We start from the raw sequence: 20,988 nt of genomic DNA on the forward strand, positions 1-20,988 counted from the left end.
GCGGTGCTATCATTTCATGCCGCTTTAAAGCTGTTTCTAGTTCTTCATTTCTGATCATTTGAACCCCTCCTGTACTTTTTTCTTAAAGATTAACAGGAGAACCTTGCGGTCACCAGTTCAAACTATGTGGGAATTTCTTTATACATAAACACCTGCTATGTAGTGTGTAAGCCATATGTTTGCATCCCCAATGGAAAGACTGTTACTTTCAGTTTTAGGGAAGTTATCAAGTATGTATTCCAATGTTTCAAACATCTTAAGTCCAGTGAGCCTAACTTCGTTAATGGTTTTATCAAAAATATTATTCAGTAAGGCTCTTAATGCTCCTATTGCTTGACAACCTCGTTGTTTAAACTCTTTAAACCATCTTTTCACTGTTGAGATACTTGCTGTTGCCTCCACCTGTTCATATGTAGTTCCTTCCTCAACATCCCGGAGTACGAACTCAATATCTGCTGTAGAGTAATGCTTGTAGGGTCTGATAAAATCCGGAAGTATTGCATGAGTTTTACCACATCCAACACATATTACACGCTGAATTACTATCCATTCAATTTTATCATCTATATGTACATGTCTGTCGTAGCGATCATGAAATTCTGTATTATTACCACATACAGGGCAGAAGAACTTTGTTTTCTCCAGATACAACAAAAAATTTTTACGATAGTCCTTAACATTTCGGCCAATATATGCTATTATCATTTTACAGTGTGTTGGAACTTTGAGGTTAAATGGTGGTGCATTTAACGTAAAAACTCAAAGTTCTTTCCATATCCCTCCTAAAACTCTCTTCGGAAAGATATTAACATATCTGTAAACGGTCACGCAACCTGAGCAGTTCCATGACATTTAACTCGGGCAGAAACACTCTATCTTTTCTTCCTAATAGTACCCACGCAAAAAGGGCCATCAAAAGCTGTTCAGGAAGCGACACAGCTAAAAAATCTAAAATAGCTTTGTAACCCATAGGATTCCTCTCCCGTTGTTTAATAATCTATCATATCGAAACATAACATTCAACAATTCTGTATAATTCGACTTTATTCGACTTTATTTGTGCAATATCCACAAATAATCCACAAAGTGCTCACCAAAATTTATATAATATTACCTTAAACATATTACCACAAATCTTCACTTACATAAAGCAACAAACTTAACAAAAATCTTCAAATAAGTATTATCCTTTTCCCACATCAATTCCGGGTGCCATTGCACACCCACCGCAAACTTGCAACTAATATGCTCTATTGATTCAACAATACCGTCCCCACATCTTGAAGATACAATAAAACCGGGAGCTACATCCTTAACTGCCTGGTGATGAAACGAATTAACCCGTATTATCTCTTCCTGATGTGCCTTAAACACCTTGGTATCTTTCTCAATAAAAATATCATGAGTAGGGTACCATTTTGGCGCATTTTGGGAGTGCTTGTAAATTTCCTTCCCCACCTGCTGAGCATAAATATCCTGATAAATAGTTCCACCCATGGCAATATTCATTACCTGGCATCCTCTGCATATGCCAAGAATCGGCTTATCGGCAGCTATTGCCTCTCTTGCTATAAACAACTCCGGTTCATCTCTTAGCGGTGAAATCTCTCCACCAAAAGTGTAGTTTGGCTCTCCCCAAAATCTGGCATCTACATCACTTCCACCAGAAAGCAGAAAACCGTCGAAACGCCCAATAATATGTTTTAGTAATTCGGTATCATTAGTTACAGGTAGAAGGACAGGCAATCCTCCAGCTAATCTGATTGCTTCAATGTACCCATTATTGATAAAAAGCCTATTTTCACTATAGTCAAATCCGGCAGATATTCCAATTATCGGTCTGCTATTTGGCATTTTTCACACCTCGCATTATTTGATATATAGCAATTATATGCTACCTTACCATATTGTGTTATACAAATAAGAGTTTTTCAAATAAAAAAGCGTACTCAAATCAGTTCATACCCCGGTCTGAGAACGCCTTGATTTCCAATTGAATCAGTTACATTTGCTCAATGCTTCCGCTTCTGTTTCATAAATCTCAATAAATCTATTAAGCCTTGTCACCTCAAAAAGCTTCTCAATATCCGGCATTAAATTACAAAGAATCATTTTCCCTTTTTTTTCTTTAAACTTTTTATATGTGTCAATAATAATACCCAAGCCTGCACTATTCATATATATAACGCCATCCATGCTGATTATAACTGTTTTGCCTTCATTTTCTCTAGCTAAACTATCAAGTAAGTCCTTAAACTCATTTTGAGTAGATATCCTTATTTGTCCTGTAAGTTTAATGATCTTAACTCCATCCATCTCTTTTGTTTCGAATTTCATATGACAAACCCCCTCTAGGTCGAAATACATACTGCAACATGTTATGGATTTAGATTATACATTTAATTTACTATTACTGCACCCAATAGTCAAATCAAAAAATTTTACAGGACCCTTAACTATAAAAAATTTCAGCAAAGAATTATATACAAATAATAGCAAGAAGTGGATTAGAAGTACTTACCTACCAACTGCTATGCTTATTATATATTAATAAAAGTCTTATTTCAATAATTTTCTATATAATATGAATTAAATTAAGCATAATGTGCTAAAGTATATTGACTTTAAGCCGATATTCAAAATAAGTATGATGTACCTTACAAAAGATAGGAGGAATATTATATGCTTTATACAGGCCAGAAAGTTAAATACTATGATAATGAAGCAGTAATTCTTACCTGGATGGATAATGAAGTACTTTTGTTTATCGAAAAAGATTATGTGAAATGGGTAGATAAATCTCTATTGGAACTGGCTCAGTGACCTGCAAACTTAGAGATAAACATTTTTTCACTTTTAAATTCACTGCTTAATATAAAAGAAATCCTAATAAAATCAGGATTTCTTTTTTTGCCATTATGCCTTTTCAAATGAATCCTTTCCAACACCACATACCGGACAAACCCACTCATCTGGTATATCATCAAACGAAGTTCCAGGAGCAATACCTCCATCAGGGTCTCCAACAGCCGGGTCGTATATATACCCGCATACTGTGCATACATATTTATCCATCCAATATCATCTCCTTTTTTAGTATTTGAATCATTTTATTACAAAAGTTATTAATAATAATACCATATTTTTACCCGATTTAAACAAATTATTTATAATTACCGAAAATCAAAAAACTTTGGTCATCTAGTCCTTCCAACTTTAAGACCGTTGCTTCGCAAACTCCTCAAAAGAAAAAGGCTTTAAGAATATTTCAATTCTTAAAACCCTTTTCTTTACCTACAATTTATGCATTTGAACTGCAAAACAAGGAAGATAGTGCAGGATCATTGCTTATTTGCCATAAAACATACTTAATACTCATTGAAATTGTATCTGCCATTTTCATAACCAGACTCAATCTAGTGTTTTGGAGAATGAGGTAATCCATAAAACCTCCAAAGTTTACAATTCCGGTTATGTACATATCACCCACGGGTGCAAGGTCTTTCTTAACCCCTGAGCCCGGTTTTATAGATCCTTCTCCTATTGTAATATATCCTACATGGTCCATTTTCCCAAGGCATGCATCTATTGCAACTACAAAGGGCTTGTCATAGTAATTCTGAATGTGTTCCATTACCTTGTCAATATTCTTTGCATGTACCGGGTTATCTAGGCTGCCATGTACGAAAATATTTTTATATTCCAAATTGCAAATCTTATAGCCGATAAGAGGACCTAAGCTGTCTCCTGTAGACCGGTCAGTTCCTATGCACACAAATACTATTGATTTATATCCGCTTCTTAATGAATTCCCAATAATGGCATACATTGTATCTGTAAGTGTCTTAAATGCCAACTTACTGTTCATATCAATATAAAGCTGCTTACATGATGTTTTAATAAACATATTTTGGCTCCTATAATTGATAGATCTATTATTATTATTACCCAAAATTGTTGTTTTATTACTCTTTTTGTGTTTTGCCCATTTTATTTCTGTTGATATTGCCTATGTACTTTGTTATTATCATTGTAGAATATTTTATGAAAAGCCTTACTGCATCCATCTTTGAAAGGATAATATTATGAACTCATATGAAAATGAGCTTAGCTCAGGCAGCCAGAAAAACTTCAGTAACATGATTGAATATATAGTCAACGGGATGTACGACTGGGTTCGGGTAATAGACCTAGATGACAATCTGGTCTATGTAAATAAAGCCATGTCCGAAGCTCTGGAAAGAGACCTTGTAGGTAAAAAGTGTTATACTGCAATTGGCAGGGATACCCCTTGTGAAAACTGTGTATCTCGGTCAGCTGTCTTCAATGGTATTCCACAACATAAGGAAGAGCTGATTCTAGATCGCACCTATTCCGTTATGAGTTCGCCTATTAAAGATAACGAAGGCAATATAATAGCTGTAGTTGAAGTATTACGTGATATAACCGAAATGAAAAACCTGCAGAAAGAAATCATTAAGCAGAACAAAAAACTACAAAGTGAGCTCAATATAGCAAGAAAACTCCAGTGTAGTCTATTGCCTAAGGAACTACCTGAAGATAAAATTGAATTTTCATACATTTACAAGCCTTGTGAGACTTTAGGCGGGGATTTTCTTGATATTTTCAAAATTGATGCTGAACACATTGGAGTATATATAGCAGACGTTTCAGGTCATGGCGTTGCAGCTTCCATGCTCACGGTCTTTTTGCGTTCATCCATTAATAAAAATCTTCTATCACCCGCTGCCGCACTAAAAAATCTTTATACGGAATTTAACAGAGACTATTCAGATCAGGATTTTTATATTACTGTTTTTTACGCCATTATAGACTTAGAAAACAATACCCTTGTCTATTCTAACGCTGGTCACAATGTTTCACCTATTATCTTTAACCCGGCCAACAACAAATTTGAACTGTTAAGAATACCTGGCATCCCTATAAGCAATTGGGTTGAAGCCCCCGTATATATAGATAGGAGTTTGGCTCTTGAAAAGAGTGACAGACTTTTCCTTTATACTGACGGAATTGTTGAGTTAAAGAATGCTGATCATGAGCAATTTGGAGAGGATAGACTTGTCAGCGTTTTACAAAAGGAAGACTCAAGCCCGCATATTATCCTTGACCAAATAATAGAAGCTGCATCCAAATTTGCCGGAATCGAAATGTATACCCAAGTCCCGGATGACATAACAATGGCACTTATCAAGATCAAATAGATTTTTTATATTTCTATTGACATATATATGAAAAAGTATTATTATTTAAATAGAATATTTCGTGTTACGAACTATTCTAAGGAGGAAATAATGTTTGATTACCCTGAGATAATGTCACTTTTTATTGATAACTTTAAAAAGCTCTTTTCCCCGGAAGACTGGCTTGACTTTGACTTATCATTTTCAAAGTCCGAGCTGTTTGTACTGCTTCTTGTCGATAACCGCGGGGAAGTTATAATGAGCCAAGTTGCTGAGTTTATAAATACACCCATGAGTACTGCCACTGGAATAGTAGACAGACTTGTAAAAAACAAATACCTGGCGCGGGAAAGAAGTGACAATGACAGAAGGATAGTTGTTATCAAACTTACAGACAACGGTAAGTCTATAGTAAATAAGTTGAAAGAAACCATATCGCGCTATATCAAAATTGTAGATGATTCACTTACCGATGAAGAACGGACTGTGCTTATTAAAGCAGTAATGAAGGTTTTTGATGTCCTCAATAAGAGGAATACTCCCCTGAAGACTGAAGGGACTGAAAGCAATAAAATTAAGAAAATTGATATCGAGTAGAAATTACAGTGAGATGCACCTCAGTTGCTGAGAACTTTTGCACCATAATTTCTCTAACAGTTAATCAGCCCATTTCATATGGGCTTGATATATAAGCAATACTTCGGCTTGCGAAATATTTGCAAGACGTAATTTTAGGAGGTGTTTTTTATGAGAATTATTCTTTATACTGGTAAAGGTGGAGTTGGAAAGACAAGCATTGCAGCTGCTACTGCACTGAAATGCGCAATAGAAGGTTCAAAAACATTGGTAGTTAGCACTGATCCGGCGCACAGCCTTGGAGATTCACTTGATATAAAGCTGTCACCAGAGCCTCAGGAAATACAAGAGAACCTTTGGGCGCAGGAAATCGACTCAATACACGAAGTTGAAAAAGGTTGGGGAAAGGTTCAGGAGTACCTTACCACACTTTTTACTTCAAAAACTGTAAAGGATATAACCACCGAGGAGTTAACGGTTTTCCCTGGAATCGAAGATCTCTTGAGCCTGCTCAGAATACTAAAGTACTATAAAGAAAAATCATATGATGTAATAATAATTGACTGTGCTCCAACCGGTGAAACCCTTGCCCTGTTGAGCTTCCCTGAAATGCTAAGATGGTGGATGGATAAGCTTTTCCCAATAAAGAAGACCGTTATGAAAATTGCAAGACCTATTGCACAACCATTAATGGGAATTCCGCTTCCAAGCGATAATGTAATGGATGAAATCGAAAATATATATAATCAACTTGATGAAATGAAGCACATACTTTCAGACAGGGAAATAACAAGTATAAGAGTAGTTGTAAACCCGGAAAAAATGGTTATAAAGGAGGCTCAAAGAAGCTTTACTTATTTAAATATATATAACTTTAACGTAGATGCCATAGTAGTAAACAGGGTAATTCCCGATAGTGTAACCGATGATTATTTCAAGGTATGGAAAGACATACAAAAGAAATATAAGCAAATGATAATCGAAAGTTTTTCTCCAGTCCCAATATTCTATGCTCCCATGTTTGAAAGAGAAGTCGTTGGGATTGATATCCTTAATAGGCTTGGCGATGAGGTATTTGGAAGCAATAATCCAAGTAGGATATATTACAACACAAGAACTCAAAATATTTCAAAAGAAGGCAATGAATATACACTTACAATCTACATGCCCTTTGCTGATAAAAAAGACCTGTCACTTAATCAAAAGTCTGATGAATTGATAATCAAGGTTGGAAATATAAAGCGAACCATCACACTTCCAAGAACCTTGCTAAATTACACAGTAAAAGGTGCGAGATTTGAAGACGAAGCTTTAAAAATAAAATTTGGTGGTGAATCAAATGAATGAAGAGCTTATTAAGATATTGTTTAAAACAAAGCTTCAAATTATTGATTGTGCAGAAAAACTCTTGCCTGAAGGTGCAAGAACAAATATTGACAATCTCAAATTCAGTCTTTTAAAAGCTATAAATGAAGTAACAATAGAATATTTAGAACCCCCTTCAACAAAAAAACCCGGGAAAAACATTACAAATATCAATATCGATTAATGTGAAATTAAATATATAGGTTTCGAAGTGTTATAATTTTACAAAATTTCTTAAACATATAGTACTTCGAAATAGTCTACTTGAAAAATAGGTGCTAATTTAAAAAAATGAAAAATAATTTAAAATTTTTTATTTTTTTTATTTTTATAGCCCCCTCAAAAAACATTATACTTCTGAATTACTATATCGAAAGTCAGCAAAAACATTTTTGTTTGGCGAACTGGAACTTTACCAACTATGGTTGGTAATAAATCATGCTAATCCTCAAATAATATAAATTCCATACTTTTAAAGTTGGATACTCCTGCTCTGCTTGAATAAAAAGCAGGGCTATTTTTCTTTTATAAGCAAATTAAAAAATTCATTAAGTTTTAACTTTTTCGTAACCAATAGTTCATAAAGTTATTATATTATTTATTACAGAAGATAATTCGTAGTATTTACATTAAATAAATAGAAAATAAATGCTTTCTCAAGTTATAGAAAGTATTTTATATAGATTTAACAATCTTCTTGACCAAAGGGGGAGTAGCAGTTTAGTGAAATCACTTTGCACCATGAAGGTAATAAATAACATTATATAATCTATACTTAATAAAATTACTTGCAGCATTAATTTCTTACACATATTTAAATTCTTTTTAGCTAATATCATACTTTCAATGAACTACAATACAAAACAAACTTTATGTTAACTTGCAGTATTTAATATAATTTCCTATTCAGCAACAGACGCAAAAAGATATGTACTATTTATGTAAAACTATGTGATTTCGGCAACGGGTTTGGAGTTCATTACTCCCCCTTCCTGTACGTTATTTCAGAAATATATAAAAAAGGATTGAGATGTAACATCCTCCCTTTATAAGTTTTAAACGGTTAGTTCCCATACAAACTAATCGTTTTTTATTTGAGAAATTTGCGAAGCAAATATCCAAAAATCCCGGCATTCTGCCAATGGAATTTTTACTTTTATAATTCATGCAAGTAATATTTCAGCTATTCCTTATCATATACTTTTATGAACAAACATATAAGGGGTAGAACCATGCTTTTTTTCCTAACTATTAAAAGATCATATGTAATTCTATTTACATTTATATTAATAATTATTGCTCTTAGCATATCATTTTATGTTGCTTCACCGGTCTCGACCGATGTAAATGTAGATGAAACTCACACTCAAATAATTGAACAAATTCTCTCTGTCAGAAACACTGCCTTTCTTGAAGAAAATACAGAAGCATTAAAATCGCTTTATAATAAAAATACAAAGCTCGGAACATGGGCCTGTGAGCATCAATTGACTAAGATGAAATATCTCCATAGTTGGGCCGAAAAGCAGGGTATAGTTTTTTCAAATATAGTATCTAAAGTCAAAATAAGATCTGCTAAAGAAAACGGTAATGCCACATCTTATTACTTTATTGCTTCTACCGAATACAAATATGTTTATGAGAATGCCCCCGAAACAGAAAACTTCTTCAGAATTGGTACATATCATTCTTTAAGATTGGAAAAAAGCGATAACAACTTGCTAATCACAAAAGAATGGTATACCGATCCTTTTGCTGATTCCTTAGGCAACGAAAATCTAAAAACAGAAGAATTCAAAAATTACCTGCTTTCATCAAATTCAAGAGATTTTTCAGATCTAAATCAAAGAAGAATAAATGCTGTTGAATACGCAGATCGTTATTGTGGTGCCGCTGCTTCTGAGGAGTACGGCTACAGTTATAATAAAAAATACCTAGATTATAATCCTTTAGGAGGTGACTGTGCAAATTTTGCATCACAAATCCTTTTTGAAGGTGGCAAATTCAAGAAAACAGGTGCCTGGAATTATATTAAGGATGGCAGTAAGGCATGGGTAAACGCCCAAGCTTTTAAAGACTTTATGTTGTACAACGGAAGAGCATCCTTGATAGCTAGAGGAACATATAATCAGGTATTTAAGGCATCTTTCAAGCTACTGCCAGGAGATTTTGTTGCCTATGAAAAAAAAGGTAAAGTAACCCACATATCTGTTGTAACTGGAGCAGATTCCAAAGGATACTCTCTTGTTAACTGCCATAATACAGACAGATATAGAGTACCATGGGATTTAGGATGGAACAATAAGGACGTATCATTTTGGTTTGTTAGGGTTCATTTCTAGAAGTTTTGCTAATTAAACCAAATAAGCTTTTGAGCAATAGACTTACAAATGCATAAAACAAAAGACCGGTAATTCCGATCTCTTATTTTATAAGTTTATAAAATTTTCATAAACATTATTCTTTATCAACGATACCAAATCTCTTTTTGAACTTATCAACACGTCCACCAGCATCTATAAGTTTTTGCTTACCTGTAAAGAAAGGGTGGCAATTTGCACAGATTTCAACGTGCACGTCTTTTTTGGTTGAACCAGTATTGTAAGTCGCACCGCAAGCACACTTTATAACAGTTTGTTGATAATTTGGATGTATACCTTCTCTCACTCTATTCACCTTCTTTCGAATAAATATCTGTAAGTAAAGCCCTAAACGCGAGGGCATTTTAGTCTAAATTGTCTTACATAAAACATCTTCCGACGCAAAAAATATTTTAACACAAATATACAGTATAAGCAAGAACTATTTTTTATCGAATTCAACATTGATGCTTCCAACAAATTCTATATTTGTCTTGGTTTGTATTAATCTGTTAATAATCATTTCAGTAACTTGAGCTGTTCCCATATTACTCATTGCTTTTCTCACAGCCCATACACTTTCAAGCTCTTTTTGGTCAAGCAACAGTTCTTCTCTACGTGTTCCGGATTTATTAATATCTATCGCAGGGAATATCCTCATTTCTGACAACCTTCTGTCTAAGTGAAGCTCCATGTTACCAGTTCCCTTAAATTCTTCAAATATTACATCATCCATCCTGCTGCCTGTTTCGATAAGAGCTGTAGCCATAATTGTGAGACTTCCACCATGCTCGATATTTCTTGCAGCTCCAAAAAATCTTTTTGGCTTGTGGAGTGCACCGGGATCAAGACCTCCTGACAAAGTTCTTCCTGTCGGTGGTATTGTAAGGTTATATGCTCTTGCAAGTCTTGTTATACTATCAAGAAGTATTACAACATCCTTCTTTTGCTCAACAAGCCTCTGCGCTCTTTCAAGTACCATCTCAGCAACTTTTATGTGATGCTCCGGAACCTCATCAAAAGTGGAGTATATTACCTCACCTTTTATGGAACGCTGCATATCTGTTACTTCCTCAGGACGCTCATCTATAAGCAAAACTATAAGCTCTATATCAGGGTAATTTGCAGTTATAGAATTTGCTATTTTCTTTAAGAGAATTGTTTTACCGGCTTTTGGAGGTGAAACAATCATTCCACGTTGTCCCTTACCTATAGGTGCTATCAAGTCAATTAATCTGGTTGACAACTCCCTGGGCGCTGTTTCAAGGGTAATCCTCTGATCAGGGTATATAGGTGTTAAATACTCAAACGCAACTCTCTTTGTCGCAACCTCAGGTGGATCTCCATTAACTGTTTGGACATATAGCAACGCCTGGAACTTTTCACCTTCCTTGGGTATACGCCCTTTTCCCTTTATTTTATCTCCTGTTTTGAGATTAAAACGTCTGATTTGTGATGGTGATACATAAACATCTTTAGGACCTGAAAGATAATTATCGCTTCTTAAGAAACCATAGCCATCAGGTAATACTTCTAAAACACCTTCTACAGGATCATCGCTTTCAATTTTCTCAAACCCGTTTGCTTGCGGAGCATTTTCATTTTCTTTTCTCTGTTCCTGATATTTGAATGGTGGTTTAGGTCTGGCGTTTTCATTTTCCTGCGGCATTTCTTTAACTGGTTTTGCCTCAAACTCAACTTTCTGTGGTACTTCTACCTTTTCTTCCTTCTTGGCATTATCGTTAATAATAGTTTCTACTTTTTTTGGTGCTTCTGATTTGACAACATTATCTTGTTTAATTACATCATCTTTCTTAATTATGATGTCTTGCTTTTCTTGCTTTTCTTGCTTTTCTTGCTTTTCTTGCTTTTCTTGTTTTTCTTGTTTTTCTTCCTTTATAACATTATCCTTTTTTGCCTCTGTATCTAGCTTTATATTTTCTTCTTTAATATCAAGCTCAACTTCAGGCTCAATCTTTTCTTCAGAAAATTTGTTAGCCTTTGGCCTTCCGCGTTTTGACTTTCTCAGAACTACAGGAGAATCATCTGTGTCTGCAACATTTTCATCTTGCTTGACTTCAATTTGTTTTTCTATGCCTTTTGAATTTTCAACGTCCTCACCTGCAAAATCCACATTATTAGCTTCAGAGGCATTTACAGAATCCTGATCACTTACAGGCATAGCTCCAATTATTTCCCCGTTGCCAGATTTATATATTATTTCGATAAGTTCATTTTTTTTGTATTTGGATAAATTTTTTAGTCCCATCATCTTTGCTATATAGCGCAAATCCTCAAGCGTTTTATCCATAAGATTAATACCTTCCATGTTGCACCACCTTAAAATATAGATTATATATAATTCCACTATTTGGGAGTTCATTCGTTTAGATAACAATCAGTAAAACCTTTATTACAGGAAAGGTTAATACTTCGAGAAGATTCGTAGATTAACTCATAAACAATAGTTATTATATCAATACCCCTAATACTTGTCAATCATAATTTTTACAGTTAAGTAATTTTTATGAACTTCAAAATGTGCAATGTATTGATTATATTGGAGTTTTTAAAAATAAATATTTCATTATTGATGTGAGTTCCAGAATTAACCCTTTTCAACTGTTTAAGGCTCCCCAAAATCGTTATTTTAAAGCTATTATATATTATAATTTAGATTTCACAGAATTATTAAAATATCACTTTTTTCTAATAAGAGACTCAAAAGGCAAATTTCCCAAACCAAGACCCTCATCCAATAATAATATCTGTTTTACTTTTAAGTTTTCCCTTAAATGTTCATTGGTAGAGGCATATAATATTTTGCTGGCAGGGCACTTTTTGCACCTTAAATAAATTTTATCAGATAGCAATAATAATTCAATATCATCATTACCACATTCGCAAAATAAATTACCTTTTTCCGCAATATCATGTATTAAATTGAGCGAATCAAACATAACTTGAGTATTTGTAAAGTAGCTGTCATATCCCAACATATTTATTAATTCGTCAAATTCTTTTTCCAGATTGTCAATTCTTTTTCTAACATCCTTGTCGCTCCCAATAAAGCACTGCTGTATACCTGTCTTTGGGCAATAGAATATACTTACGTCCGGTTTTATGAAGTCTTTTCTCTCTAAAATGTAAACATGGCTCGTCCCACACCCAATACATGGTATAGCAATTTTATAGCTATCGGTGTTTTCTTTGCTTATAACCAGCATTGACCCATTGCAGCGGCAATTAAAAGCTGCTTCTCTTCCAAATGATAATTCAAAAAGTGTAATATTAACGAACTCAAATGTACCACAGGATGAGCATTTATAAGCAATGGTTGTACTGGCATCAATTATCATTATTCCCACCTCTATATAATATAATTCGTGCAGGGAATAAAAAAATCCTCCTTTTCCTCACTGATTTTGTAAAATTAAAAATCCTAATTTTAAAATAAAGGGGTTACTACAGTTTCTCTTACACGAGCTTTTTTAAAACAAAAGACAATTCTAAGTATAGCCACATTAGATTATGGTAAAACATATATGTAATATTTTACTGGAACTAAATTATATAATTTTATATAATTAATAAAAAACTACCTAAAAGTTGAAAGGATGTTATTTGTCATGCATAAATATCTCAAATCATCTGCTCTGGTTTTGTTATACTTATCAATCTATTTTGGAGTCCAGATCCTTGTAACTATTATATTTACAGTAATAAAAACAATTGAATTCTTCGCAAACCATTCAGCAGATCTGTCTATTACAAATGATGCTTTAATGGCTGTACAGCAAGATGTACTTGGCAATACAACTTTAATTGTGATAATTTCCATATTCGTTTCACTACCATTATATACCTTAGCTTCCAAAATTACAAAGGAAAGTTTTATAAAGATTTGCAGTTTTAATAGAATACGTGCCACTGATTCGGCATTAAGCTTAATTACAGGGCTGTCTTTAGCTGTATTTATCATGTTAGTTCTATCATACATAGACTCAATCTATCCTTTAGATAAAATACCTGGCAGCTATGATAATCTAATGGAAAATATAATGGGCGGAAACTTCTATGTTACCTTTTTAGCCGTTGGTATACTGGCTCCTATTATGGAAGAAATAATATTCAGAGGTTTTATTTTGAATGAGCTCAGAAAAATTATGCCTGCTGCAGCAGCAATAATTGTGCAGGCAGTTTTGTTTGGAGTAATACATTTTAATATTGTGCAAAGCTCCTATGCCTTTGTGACGGGAGTAGTTCTGGGTATTGTTTTCGTAGCTACCAAATCCCTGTTTGCTCCAATAATAATACATTTATCATTTAATACCCTTAACGTAATATTGAGTGAAATAACTATAAACCAACAATTAGAACAATACAGCCTGATTATACTAGTCGCTAGCTTTCTGATCTCTTTATCGTCAATATATATTCTATGGGTGAAACAAAAAAACATAAATGGCATTGAGTAATCTCTCAATGCCATTTATGTTGGAGCTGGTGGACGGAATCGAACCCCCGACCTATTGATTACAAGTCAATTGCTCTACCTGCTGAGCTACACCAGCATTTTTACTATATATCGTTCAGGTTCTGTTTGTTTCGCCCTGACACTTTGATAGTATAACAGCAGAATTTATTCATGTCAACACTTTTTGTTAAGAAAATTTGCCCAGCTTTTTACCAGGTATTCTCTTAGGTATTAATGGCTTATACAGTCATATTCCGGAATAAAATAAAACAGCTCTTACTTATCGCAAGAGCTGTTTTATTTAAATTTATGGTGGGCACTATAGGGCTCGAACCTATGACCCCCTGCTTGTAAGGCAGGTGCTCCCCCAGCTGAGCTAAGCGCCCATAAATTTATCACCTAACAGGCAAGTCCTATTATAGCACTAATTACTTAAACAAGTCAATTATATTTTTTTGGAAATTCAAAATTATTAAAATTAAAGTTCCCGGGGCGTTTAGCCCCATTCAACTTTAGAACCCTTTGCTTTAAAGTAATTAAATAAAAATTCTGCTGGAAATTTAAATATTGATGTCTAATAATGTATAGTTTTCAAAAATCATCGCATCATTTATTTTATAATTTACAGGCTCTTTGAACAAAGGGCCATCATATACAAATGTATGGTATTCTCCGTTTTCACCACACATATCTGCACCTGATTCTTTTATTTTATTAACTGTCTCCCTTGTCAACAAACTACCTATAAACTCTGGGGATAGTTTTTTGTTATCAACTACTTTTATTATAGCTTTAAAACCGCTATCAATAAACTCGTATACAAGACTTTCCCTGCTCTCATTCCAAAGCGGAAAATAAGCTTCTATCCCAGCAGCATCACACCTGTCTGTGCACCATGTACGATGTACCTCAAGGTCTATATCACCAAATACACAAACTTCAGCACCGCATTCTTTTGCTTTTTTTAGCGCATTTTCGAAATTAGCGGCATATTCATCCCCTGAAGTCCTAACAAGATTTATTGGAATCCCAATAGAATCCCGAATTTTCATAAGCAATTCATCTGGTACCCCGTGAAACCACGAAACTTTGGCATCTATATTATAAGTCGTAATTAACTCTAAGGGTACCATTCCCTGTTTTATAGCCCTCCATATAGCAAGCATGCTATCTTTTCCGCCACTAAATGACGCAACAAATTTACTTGTATTTTTGCTCATCTGGTCCCCCACATTTTTAATGATTCTTGCATATAACTTTTTATATCCATATGATAAATTTCTTCTAACAATCTCCCATCTGTAAACATATGCGCATCTCCATATAGTGCACCCTTCCCGTCAGCGAGCAGCAATATCTTATCTGCAAAATGCATTGCAAGGTTTATATCATGAAGTACGCCAATTACCGAATGACCGTCCTTTTTTGCCCACTGCTTCAAATATTCTACAAGCTCAATCTGAAACTTCAAATCAAGATGATTTGTCGGTTCGTCCAGTAAAATCAAGCTAGGTTCCTGAGCTAAAGCTTTTGCAAGGAATACTCTCTGAAGTTGTCCACCTGATAGAGTATCTATTTGCCTGTCTTTTAAGTCTATAACTCCGACTTTTTCAAGACAATCAAGTACAAAATCACTGTCAGTTTTTGTTGGCCCTCCAAATATTCCCCCTTTCATATGGAGATACCTCCCCAGCATAACAGTCTCAAATACTGTATATGAGAAATATATTGCCTCGTTCTGCCTTAAAATAGCTATCTTTGAAGCAATTTGTGATCTTTTCATTTTGTTTAGAGGAATACCGGACAGAAAAATTTTGCCTTCACTTTTAATGAGACCTGCAATAGCCTTAAGAAGTGTAGTTTTGCCACAGCCATTAGGGCCAATTATGCAAATTTTTTCACCTTCTCTCACGTCGAAAGATACTCCCTTTAGAACTTCAGTTTCCTCATATCCACATCTGACATTTTCAAGCTTTAACACATTTTATCTCCTCTTTCTCCCCGAAAAATATATGTATGCAAAAAATGGTGCACCAATTAGCGCTGTTACCGCACCAACCGGGAGCTCCGATGGAGAAATTATTGTTCTCGCTATAAGGTCGGCACATACCATAAATGTACCTCCAAATAGTGCCGAAAGCGGAATAACAACCCGATGACTCGAACCGAATAATTTCCTGACAATATGGGGAGCTACAAGATCTATAAATCCGATTATGCCTGTAAAAGAAACTGCACAGCCAGTCAATGCCGACACCAACACGAGCAGAATCCATTTCACTTTAGTAGTTTCAACCCCTGCAGCTTTTGCATGCTCTTCACCGAAAGTCAAAATATCCAATTCCCTTACAAAAAACATTGTCACAATTATCAGCACTATGGCAACCGGCAAAAATAAAATCACATATCTCCAATCTTTCTGTGAGAAACTGCCAAATTGCCACATTATAAGTCTCTGGGCATCTTCCCTGTTCAGCGAAGATATTATTGTAAGCATTGCATTTACAAATAGTGTAAACACCATTCCTGTAAGAATAATAGTATTCGTTTCCATATTTCTATCCACACCAGCAGCAAATCCCATAGCACCTAAAACGGTCAGCAAGCCGCAAATCAGCCCAACTGTCGGAAGAGTGAAAAGCCCAAGCATAGGAATCGTAATGCCTGTTATCATGACAATACCTGCACCAAGGGCAGCACCTGATGAAACACCCAGCGTGTATGATGAAGCAAGTGGATTTTTTAGTGTTGATTGCATTATAGCACCACTGACCGCCAAAGCTGCACCTACCCCAAATGCCATCAGCACTCTTGGAATACGTATATCCCAAATAATAGATGCTGTGATTTTATCGATATTAACAGCCCCACTTGCACCTAACACCTTATTTGTAATTACCGCAAGAATTTCATAAAATGGAATCATAGCGCTGCCTATGGCAACACCCAATATGCAAATAATAATACTTACTACTAATGCTAAAATTATCTTTAATTTCATATTCTTAATATTTGTCGGGATATATTGCCTTTGCAATTTCCTTCATAGCCTTTACGATATTTTGATTTGGCAGCGAACTTGCAGAATTGTCAATGTAATAAACATCTCCGTTCTTCAATGCCTTCATGTTTTCCCATCCTTTTCTTGCCTTAATTTCTTTAACTGGTTCCTTCATATAATTTACATTCGTCAGAATAATATCCGGGTTTTTAGAAACAACAGCTTCGTTGCTCACACTTATCCAGCTTTTCTGATCTGCAAATACATTTTTTGCTCCAACAAGTTCTATAATCTCATTTAAGAAAACTTCCGAACCAAAGCTGTACATATTTGGATCGGCTGCTATTTCAAAATAAACAGTCTTTTTATTATCAATGCTCTTACCCACTTGTGCTATGTTAGCTATTTCCATTTCCATGTTTTCAATTATTTCCTTACCTTTTGCAGAAGTTCCAGTCGCATCTGCGATGAACTTTATATCCGATTTGATTGCCTCAATTGAATTGCTCGTAGGAATTACTACAACACACAAACCTGCATCCTTTAATGCCTTGAACGGTTCTTTTGTACTATCAACCTCACTCATTCCGGAAGTCAAAACCATATCTGGTTTTAAGCTCATCATTTTTTCCAGATCCGGTGCCATCATATCAAATTCAGAAATTCCCTCTTTCAACCCACTGATACCTTTTGCATTTTTATCTATAGCGATTATTTTATCACCTAGTCCAAGTTCTACAATTGTTTCAGTGATGGCCGGTGCCATCGAAATAATTCTATTTACATTCTTCGGAACTACTATATCGTTTCCTGCCGGATCCTTTGTCGGCAAAGTACCGGAAGCGTTGGCAACATTACTTTCCGGCTCAGTTACATTTCTATCTGGAGTATTTGGGTTTTTGCTGCATGATATAAAGCTAAATGCCAAAACAGCAGCTGTTAATAACAATAATATTTTTTTCATTTTTCATTTTTCCTTTCAACACAAAAATTAAACCTCCTGACCAAAGATCAAGAGGTTATGGATATACTAATTTAAATAGCAACACGCCAGCACCCCCTATCGCTCGTAGAGAAATTTGTGCAATGAAATAGGCAGGTCTTCTGACTTAGGTTCAACGATACTGAAGCCTTCCCAGTTTCCCAGTGGCATCTTTTCCAGCATCTCCCCTTTACAGCGGCGGGACCGTACAGGACTTTCACCTGTTTCCCTTTTAATTCGGCTATCAAACCGAAACCAATTATCATCATATTCAACTTTCATAAGCATAACATTTTATAAACAATAATTCAATCCAAAAAATACAGATTATTTCAAAATGCAAGAGCTAGTTCCGATATTCAAAAATAAAGTAAATCATCTAAATTTATTAAAAAAATTATTTATCACTCTCTTTAGCAATCATTTCAACCAGCTTTTCACCGGAAATGTCTTCAGAGACATCTATGCGATTTAAACCATAAAGAGTATAAGGATTGCCCTTTTGAATTTTGCTTACTTTATTGCCAATAACCACAGTGGCTCTATAGCCTAAATCTTTATAAATCTGCTCTGATAAAATGTTGGACAAGCCATATGGATAAGTAAAAACTGTTGGACTTATTTTTAAATTTTCTTCCATACTTTTTACTTCCATTTCATTATCCTTCACAAGAACATTGCAGTAATCTTTAGTAGTTTCATTAGATATTATATCACTACCTCTTCGAGGATACTTATCGGTACTCTCATGCAAATTATAGCTGTGGCTTTGAATATCTATCACACCGGATTGTAACATTTCAAGGGCTTCCTGGTAATTAAAATGTGGTAAAATAGGTTCATTGGAATTTATTCTCTTGTCTCTCCCAACTGACCAACCAATAATGCTTATTGTTGCTTTCATATTTAGTTCCTTAAGAATAGGAAAAGCATAGTCATAGTTACTTTTATAACCATCATCAAAAGTTATTGCAATAGGCTTTTCCGGTAATTTTGCAACTCCATCAACGTATGATATCAAATCTTTGACAAATATAGCTGTATATCCTGCTCTTTTTATTTCCTCCATGTCATTTCTAAATTTTGAAATAGAAACAGTTGCTGAGTTTTTAGACTCATTATCCTTTACAATGTGATGATACATAAGAATAGGAACCTTAACCGTTTCAGTATTTTTTTCAGATAATAAACAGCTTGTAAAGCCATTATTGGGTGTTAGGATTTTGTTGCACAATTCATTAGCATTGTCCTTTGTCATATAAACTCCAAAGTTTTCAGGATAATAAATATCTTTATCATTAAAGATTTTACCCAGCATCATCTGACCTGCTAGATTTCTGAAGTGAACAGAATCATAGAAATAGCGGGGATCCTTACTAATTTCATTATAGCCAGAGAAATTCCAAAAATCAGTTATTCTACTCAGTCTAATCCAGTAATCCTTTACTTTTTCGAGGTTAAATGCATGAAGCTCTGAATCATAGTTAGGAGAGCTTATCACTTTTAAATTAATATCTTTTGCTTTACAATAGTCACTAATCCTTTGAATTGATTCCAAGCATTTATCTGCCTTACTGGTCTGAAATTTATCATAATTTCTGAAAGAGTTGCTTCCAATTTGACTTATATAGTCATTAATATTTGGGATATTTTCAGTATCCCTTTTCGTCTTGTTATAAACACCTGTCTGAGGCAAAAAAACATCATATTTATTGGGCTTATCCATTAAATCTCTTGATATATAAGCTTGTATTTTTTCAAAACTATAGCTAGGATTTAGAGTTAAGTACTTTAAATAAAAATTCATCAATGGCTTTCCCGAAACTTCTGCATGCAATTCCTCTTTTTCATCAGTAGTTTCATTATTGTACTTTTCCAATTCACTTATTCCTAAATTTAGAACTATATTTTTTACCTCATAATGATCTATTAAGTATTTTAATGTTTTTTCAACATGTGCAAGATCTGCACCATACATAAACATATTATAAAACTTTGCATCCTTGTAGTATTTATTTAGCAGTTCCGGTGATATTGAACTAGTTTTTGAGCTTCCAATTATATAAGAATTATATTCATTATGGTGCTCATCAATATATGCAATCTTTCCAGTCCTAGGATTATTAGTAATATTATACCCATACCATTTTAAAACGGGATCTCCAAAAACACCAAAAGGATCTATGAAAAAATTTATCGAACAAGCAATTAATAATGCTGCTATAGCTCCAAATAAAAAATACAAAAACCATTTTTTTGAGTTCATTCAAATCCCCCTTATTACATGAAATCAAATAGTTATTTGCGAAATGCTATAACGCTTGAATTTACTGCATTTCAAATTGATATTTTTATTGTTTTCCCCCTCTGCTTCTAGTAAAATATAGGTATCTAATCCAATTTTAAACAAGAGAAGGGGAAAACAAATGGTAAAACTTTATAAACAAATTTCTTTTGCTGACACATTCGAAGAATGTAAAGATGTTTTTCAAAATAATAAGCCAAAATTTCTTAAGCTACTCTCACAACATCTTGATTTATCTTCGCTTATACCACAGGATTTTTATTGGTCTTACCACAAAACTCTAGGGAGAGACCGTAAATATTCACTCTCTTCAATGCTTTCAGCATTAGTTCTGCAGAAAATTCTTGGCATTCCTACAGTTTCGCTACTCATTATTTTTCTTAATTTATGCCATGAAGCCCGTGAATTCTGTGGCCTTCCAGACGTCCCTCATAACTCTCAGTTTACACGGTTCAAACAAGATTTCGTTATTTACCTGGAAAACTTCTTTAACCACCTTGTAGATATTACAGAACCTATTTGCCAGGAAATTAACACTACTCTTGCATCCACTATCGCTTATGATACTTCAGGTATTGAAACCTTTGTAACTGAGAATAACCCAAAGTTCATAAATTCTATCATAAAAAAACTCAAGGCTTTCTACAAGGACAAGCCTGATGTCGATGTATATAAAATGGCTTATAGCCTTATGCCTTCTTCAGCCTCTGCAAACAAAGAA

At 34.4% G+C, this 20,988-nt stretch carries 23 protein-coding genes, 2 tRNA genes and 1 riboswitch; of the genes, 8 read left to right on the top strand and 17 right to left on the bottom strand.

All coding sequences use genetic code 11. The annotated features are described in order from the left end of the window. Nucleotides 1–138: 138 nt before the first annotated feature. From ACECE_RS29310 to ACECE_RS0210950, 4 genes are all read right to left on the bottom strand, one after another. Nucleotides 139–705, bottom strand: coding sequence for a DUF6431 domain-containing protein (locus ACECE_RS29310; RefSeq protein WP_010249406.1), 567 nt, complete (start codon nucleotides 703–705; stop codon nucleotides 139–141). Nucleotides 706–805: 100 nt separating this feature from the next. Further along, complete coding sequence (locus tag ACECE_RS31070; protein WP_162862464.1) at nucleotides 806–970, bottom strand: hypothetical protein; 165 nt, start codon at nucleotides 968–970, stop codon at nucleotides 806–808. Between the two features lie 167 nt (nucleotides 971–1,137). After that, nucleotides 1,138–1,854 carry a gamma-glutamyl-gamma-aminobutyrate hydrolase family protein gene (locus tag ACECE_RS0210945; RefSeq protein ID WP_010681256.1) on the bottom strand — a complete coding sequence of 239 codons (717 nt, stop codon included), beginning with the start codon at nucleotides 1,852–1,854 and terminating at the stop codon, nucleotides 1,138–1,140. 144 nt (nucleotides 1,855–1,998) lie between these two features. Next, nucleotides 1,999–2,337 carry an anti-sigma factor antagonist gene (locus ACECE_RS0210950; RefSeq protein ID WP_010681257.1) on the bottom strand — a complete coding sequence of 113 codons (339 nt, stop codon included), beginning with the start codon at nucleotides 2,335–2,337 and terminating at the stop codon, nucleotides 1,999–2,001. A gap of 345 nt (nucleotides 2,338–2,682) precedes the next feature. Between ACECE_RS0210950 and ACECE_RS31075 the strand changes: the two genes are divergently transcribed. After that, entirely contained in the window at nucleotides 2,683–2,823 is a 141-nt protein-coding gene (locus ACECE_RS31075; RefSeq protein ID WP_010681258.1) for a hypothetical protein, read from the top strand. A gap of 93 nt (nucleotides 2,824–2,916) precedes the next feature. Here ACECE_RS31075 and rd read toward each other — a convergent pair whose 3' ends face one another. Both rd and yyaC read right to left on the bottom strand, forming a co-directional pair. Beyond that, entirely contained in the window at nucleotides 2,917–3,075 is a 159-nt protein-coding gene (gene rd, locus ACECE_RS0210965; RefSeq protein ID WP_010681259.1) for a rubredoxin, read from the bottom strand. 226 nt (nucleotides 3,076–3,301) lie between these two features. Beyond that, complete coding sequence (yyaC, locus tag ACECE_RS0210970; protein ID WP_010681260.1) at nucleotides 3,302–3,907, bottom strand: spore protease YyaC; 606 nt, start codon at nucleotides 3,905–3,907, stop codon at nucleotides 3,302–3,304. Between the two features lie 178 nt (nucleotides 3,908–4,085). Here yyaC and ACECE_RS0210975 point away from each other — a divergent pair, with 178 nt between their 5' ends. From ACECE_RS0210975 to ACECE_RS0210995, 5 genes are all read left to right on the top strand, one after another. Next, nucleotides 4,086–5,222 carry a SpoIIE family protein phosphatase gene (locus ACECE_RS0210975; RefSeq protein WP_010681261.1) on the top strand — a complete coding sequence of 379 codons (1,137 nt, stop codon included), beginning with the start codon at nucleotides 4,086–4,088 and terminating at the stop codon, nucleotides 5,220–5,222. 90 nt (nucleotides 5,223–5,312) lie between these two features. Beyond that, complete coding sequence (locus ACECE_RS0210980; RefSeq protein WP_010681262.1) at nucleotides 5,313–5,798, top strand: MarR family transcriptional regulator; 486 nt, start codon at nucleotides 5,313–5,315, stop codon at nucleotides 5,796–5,798. 150 nt (nucleotides 5,799–5,948) lie between these two features. Beyond that, nucleotides 5,949–7,124 carry an ArsA family ATPase gene (locus ACECE_RS0210985; protein WP_010681263.1) on the top strand — a complete coding sequence of 392 codons (1,176 nt, stop codon included), beginning with the start codon at nucleotides 5,949–5,951 and terminating at the stop codon, nucleotides 7,122–7,124. Then, nucleotides 7,117–7,326, top strand: a complete 210-nt coding sequence (locus tag ACECE_RS0210990) for a hypothetical protein (protein WP_010681264.1) — start codon at nucleotides 7,117–7,119, stop codon at nucleotides 7,324–7,326. Before ACECE_RS0210985 ends, ACECE_RS0210990 begins: the two co-directional genes overlap by 8 nt. Nucleotides 7,327–8,374: 1,048 nt before the next feature. Beyond that, nucleotides 8,375–9,484 (top strand): amidase domain-containing protein, encoded by a 1,110-nt coding sequence (locus tag ACECE_RS0210995; protein WP_010681265.1) that lies wholly within the window; start codon nucleotides 8,375–8,377, stop codon nucleotides 9,482–9,484. Nucleotides 9,485–9,599: 115 nt separating this feature from the next. On the opposite strand, the gene rpmE is transcribed toward ACECE_RS0210995, so the two are convergent. The 4 genes from rpmE to ACECE_RS32590 form a co-directional block, all read right to left on the bottom strand. Further along, complete coding sequence (rpmE, locus tag ACECE_RS0211000; protein WP_010681266.1) at nucleotides 9,600–9,809, bottom strand: 50S ribosomal protein L31; 210 nt, start codon at nucleotides 9,807–9,809, stop codon at nucleotides 9,600–9,602. A 135-nt stretch (nucleotides 9,810–9,944) separates the two neighbouring features. Next, entirely contained in the window at nucleotides 9,945–11,831 is a 1,887-nt protein-coding gene (gene rho / locus ACECE_RS0211005; RefSeq protein ID WP_010681267.1) for a transcription termination factor Rho, read from the bottom strand. Between the two features lie 370 nt (nucleotides 11,832–12,201). After that, nucleotides 12,202–12,861, bottom strand: a complete 660-nt coding sequence (locus ACECE_RS0211010; protein ID WP_010681268.1) for a hypothetical protein — start codon at nucleotides 12,859–12,861, stop codon at nucleotides 12,202–12,204. A gap of 320 nt (nucleotides 12,862–13,181) precedes the next feature. Next, entirely contained in the window at nucleotides 13,182–13,502 is a 321-nt protein-coding gene (locus tag ACECE_RS32590; RefSeq protein ID WP_162862523.1) for a hypothetical protein, read from the bottom strand. A 49-nt stretch (nucleotides 13,503–13,551) separates the two neighbouring features. On the opposite strand from ACECE_RS32590, the gene ACECE_RS32595 reads away from it, so the two are divergent. Further along, on the top strand, nucleotides 13,552–13,980 hold the full coding sequence (locus ACECE_RS32595) for a CPBP family intramembrane glutamic endopeptidase (RefSeq protein WP_205410172.1): 429 nt from the start codon (nucleotides 13,552–13,554) through the stop codon (nucleotides 13,978–13,980). Between the two features lie 20 nt (nucleotides 13,981–14,000). Here the strand turns inward: ACECE_RS32595 and ACECE_RS0211020 are convergent. The 7 genes from ACECE_RS0211020 to ACECE_RS0211055 all read right to left on the bottom strand — a co-directional run bounded on the left by ACECE_RS0211020 (nucleotide 14,001) and on the right by ACECE_RS0211055 (nucleotide 20,228). Further along, nucleotides 14,001–14,076 (bottom strand) — tRNA-Thr (locus ACECE_RS0211020). Nucleotides 14,077–14,289: 213 nt separating this feature from the next. Then, a tRNA-Val gene (locus ACECE_RS0211025) sits at nucleotides 14,290–14,365 on the bottom strand. Between the two features lie 174 nt (nucleotides 14,366–14,539). After that, nucleotides 14,540–15,199 carry a Dph6-related ATP pyrophosphatase gene (locus tag ACECE_RS0211030; RefSeq protein ID WP_010681270.1) on the bottom strand — a complete coding sequence of 220 codons (660 nt, stop codon included), beginning with the start codon at nucleotides 15,197–15,199 and terminating at the stop codon, nucleotides 14,540–14,542. Further along, entirely contained in the window at nucleotides 15,196–15,960 is a 765-nt protein-coding gene (locus ACECE_RS0211035) for an ABC transporter ATP-binding protein (protein WP_010681271.1), read from the bottom strand. Before ACECE_RS0211035 ends, ACECE_RS0211030 begins: the two co-directional genes overlap by 4 nt. Before the next feature lie 3 nt (nucleotides 15,961–15,963). Continuing rightward, a complete protein-coding gene (locus ACECE_RS0211040) occupies nucleotides 15,964–16,980 on the bottom strand; it encodes a FecCD family ABC transporter permease (protein ID WP_026073798.1) in 1,017 nt (338 codons plus the stop codon). 4 nt (nucleotides 16,981–16,984) lie between these two features. Next, on the bottom strand, nucleotides 16,985–17,944 hold the full coding sequence (locus tag ACECE_RS0211045) for an ABC transporter substrate-binding protein (protein WP_010681273.1): 960 nt from the start codon (nucleotides 17,942–17,944) through the stop codon (nucleotides 16,985–16,987). A 113-nt stretch (nucleotides 17,945–18,057) separates the two neighbouring features. Beyond that, nucleotides 18,058–18,237, bottom strand: a riboswitch (cobalamin riboswitch). 122 nt (nucleotides 18,238–18,359) lie between these two features. Continuing rightward, on the bottom strand, nucleotides 18,360–20,228 hold the full coding sequence (locus ACECE_RS0211055) for a polysaccharide deacetylase family protein (protein ID WP_010681275.1): 1,869 nt from the start codon (nucleotides 20,226–20,228) through the stop codon (nucleotides 18,360–18,362). Nucleotides 20,229–20,388: 160 nt separating this feature from the next. On the opposite strand from ACECE_RS0211055, the gene ACECE_RS27280 reads away from it, so the two are divergent. After that, a partial coding sequence (locus ACECE_RS27280; RefSeq protein ID WP_010681276.1) for a transposase occupies nucleotides 20,389–20,988 on the top strand: 600 nt, incomplete at its 3' end.

This window comes from Acetivibrio cellulolyticus CD2 (assembly GCF_000179595.2).
Lineage (GTDB): Bacteria > Bacillota > Clostridia > Acetivibrionales > Acetivibrionaceae > Acetivibrio > Acetivibrio cellulolyticus.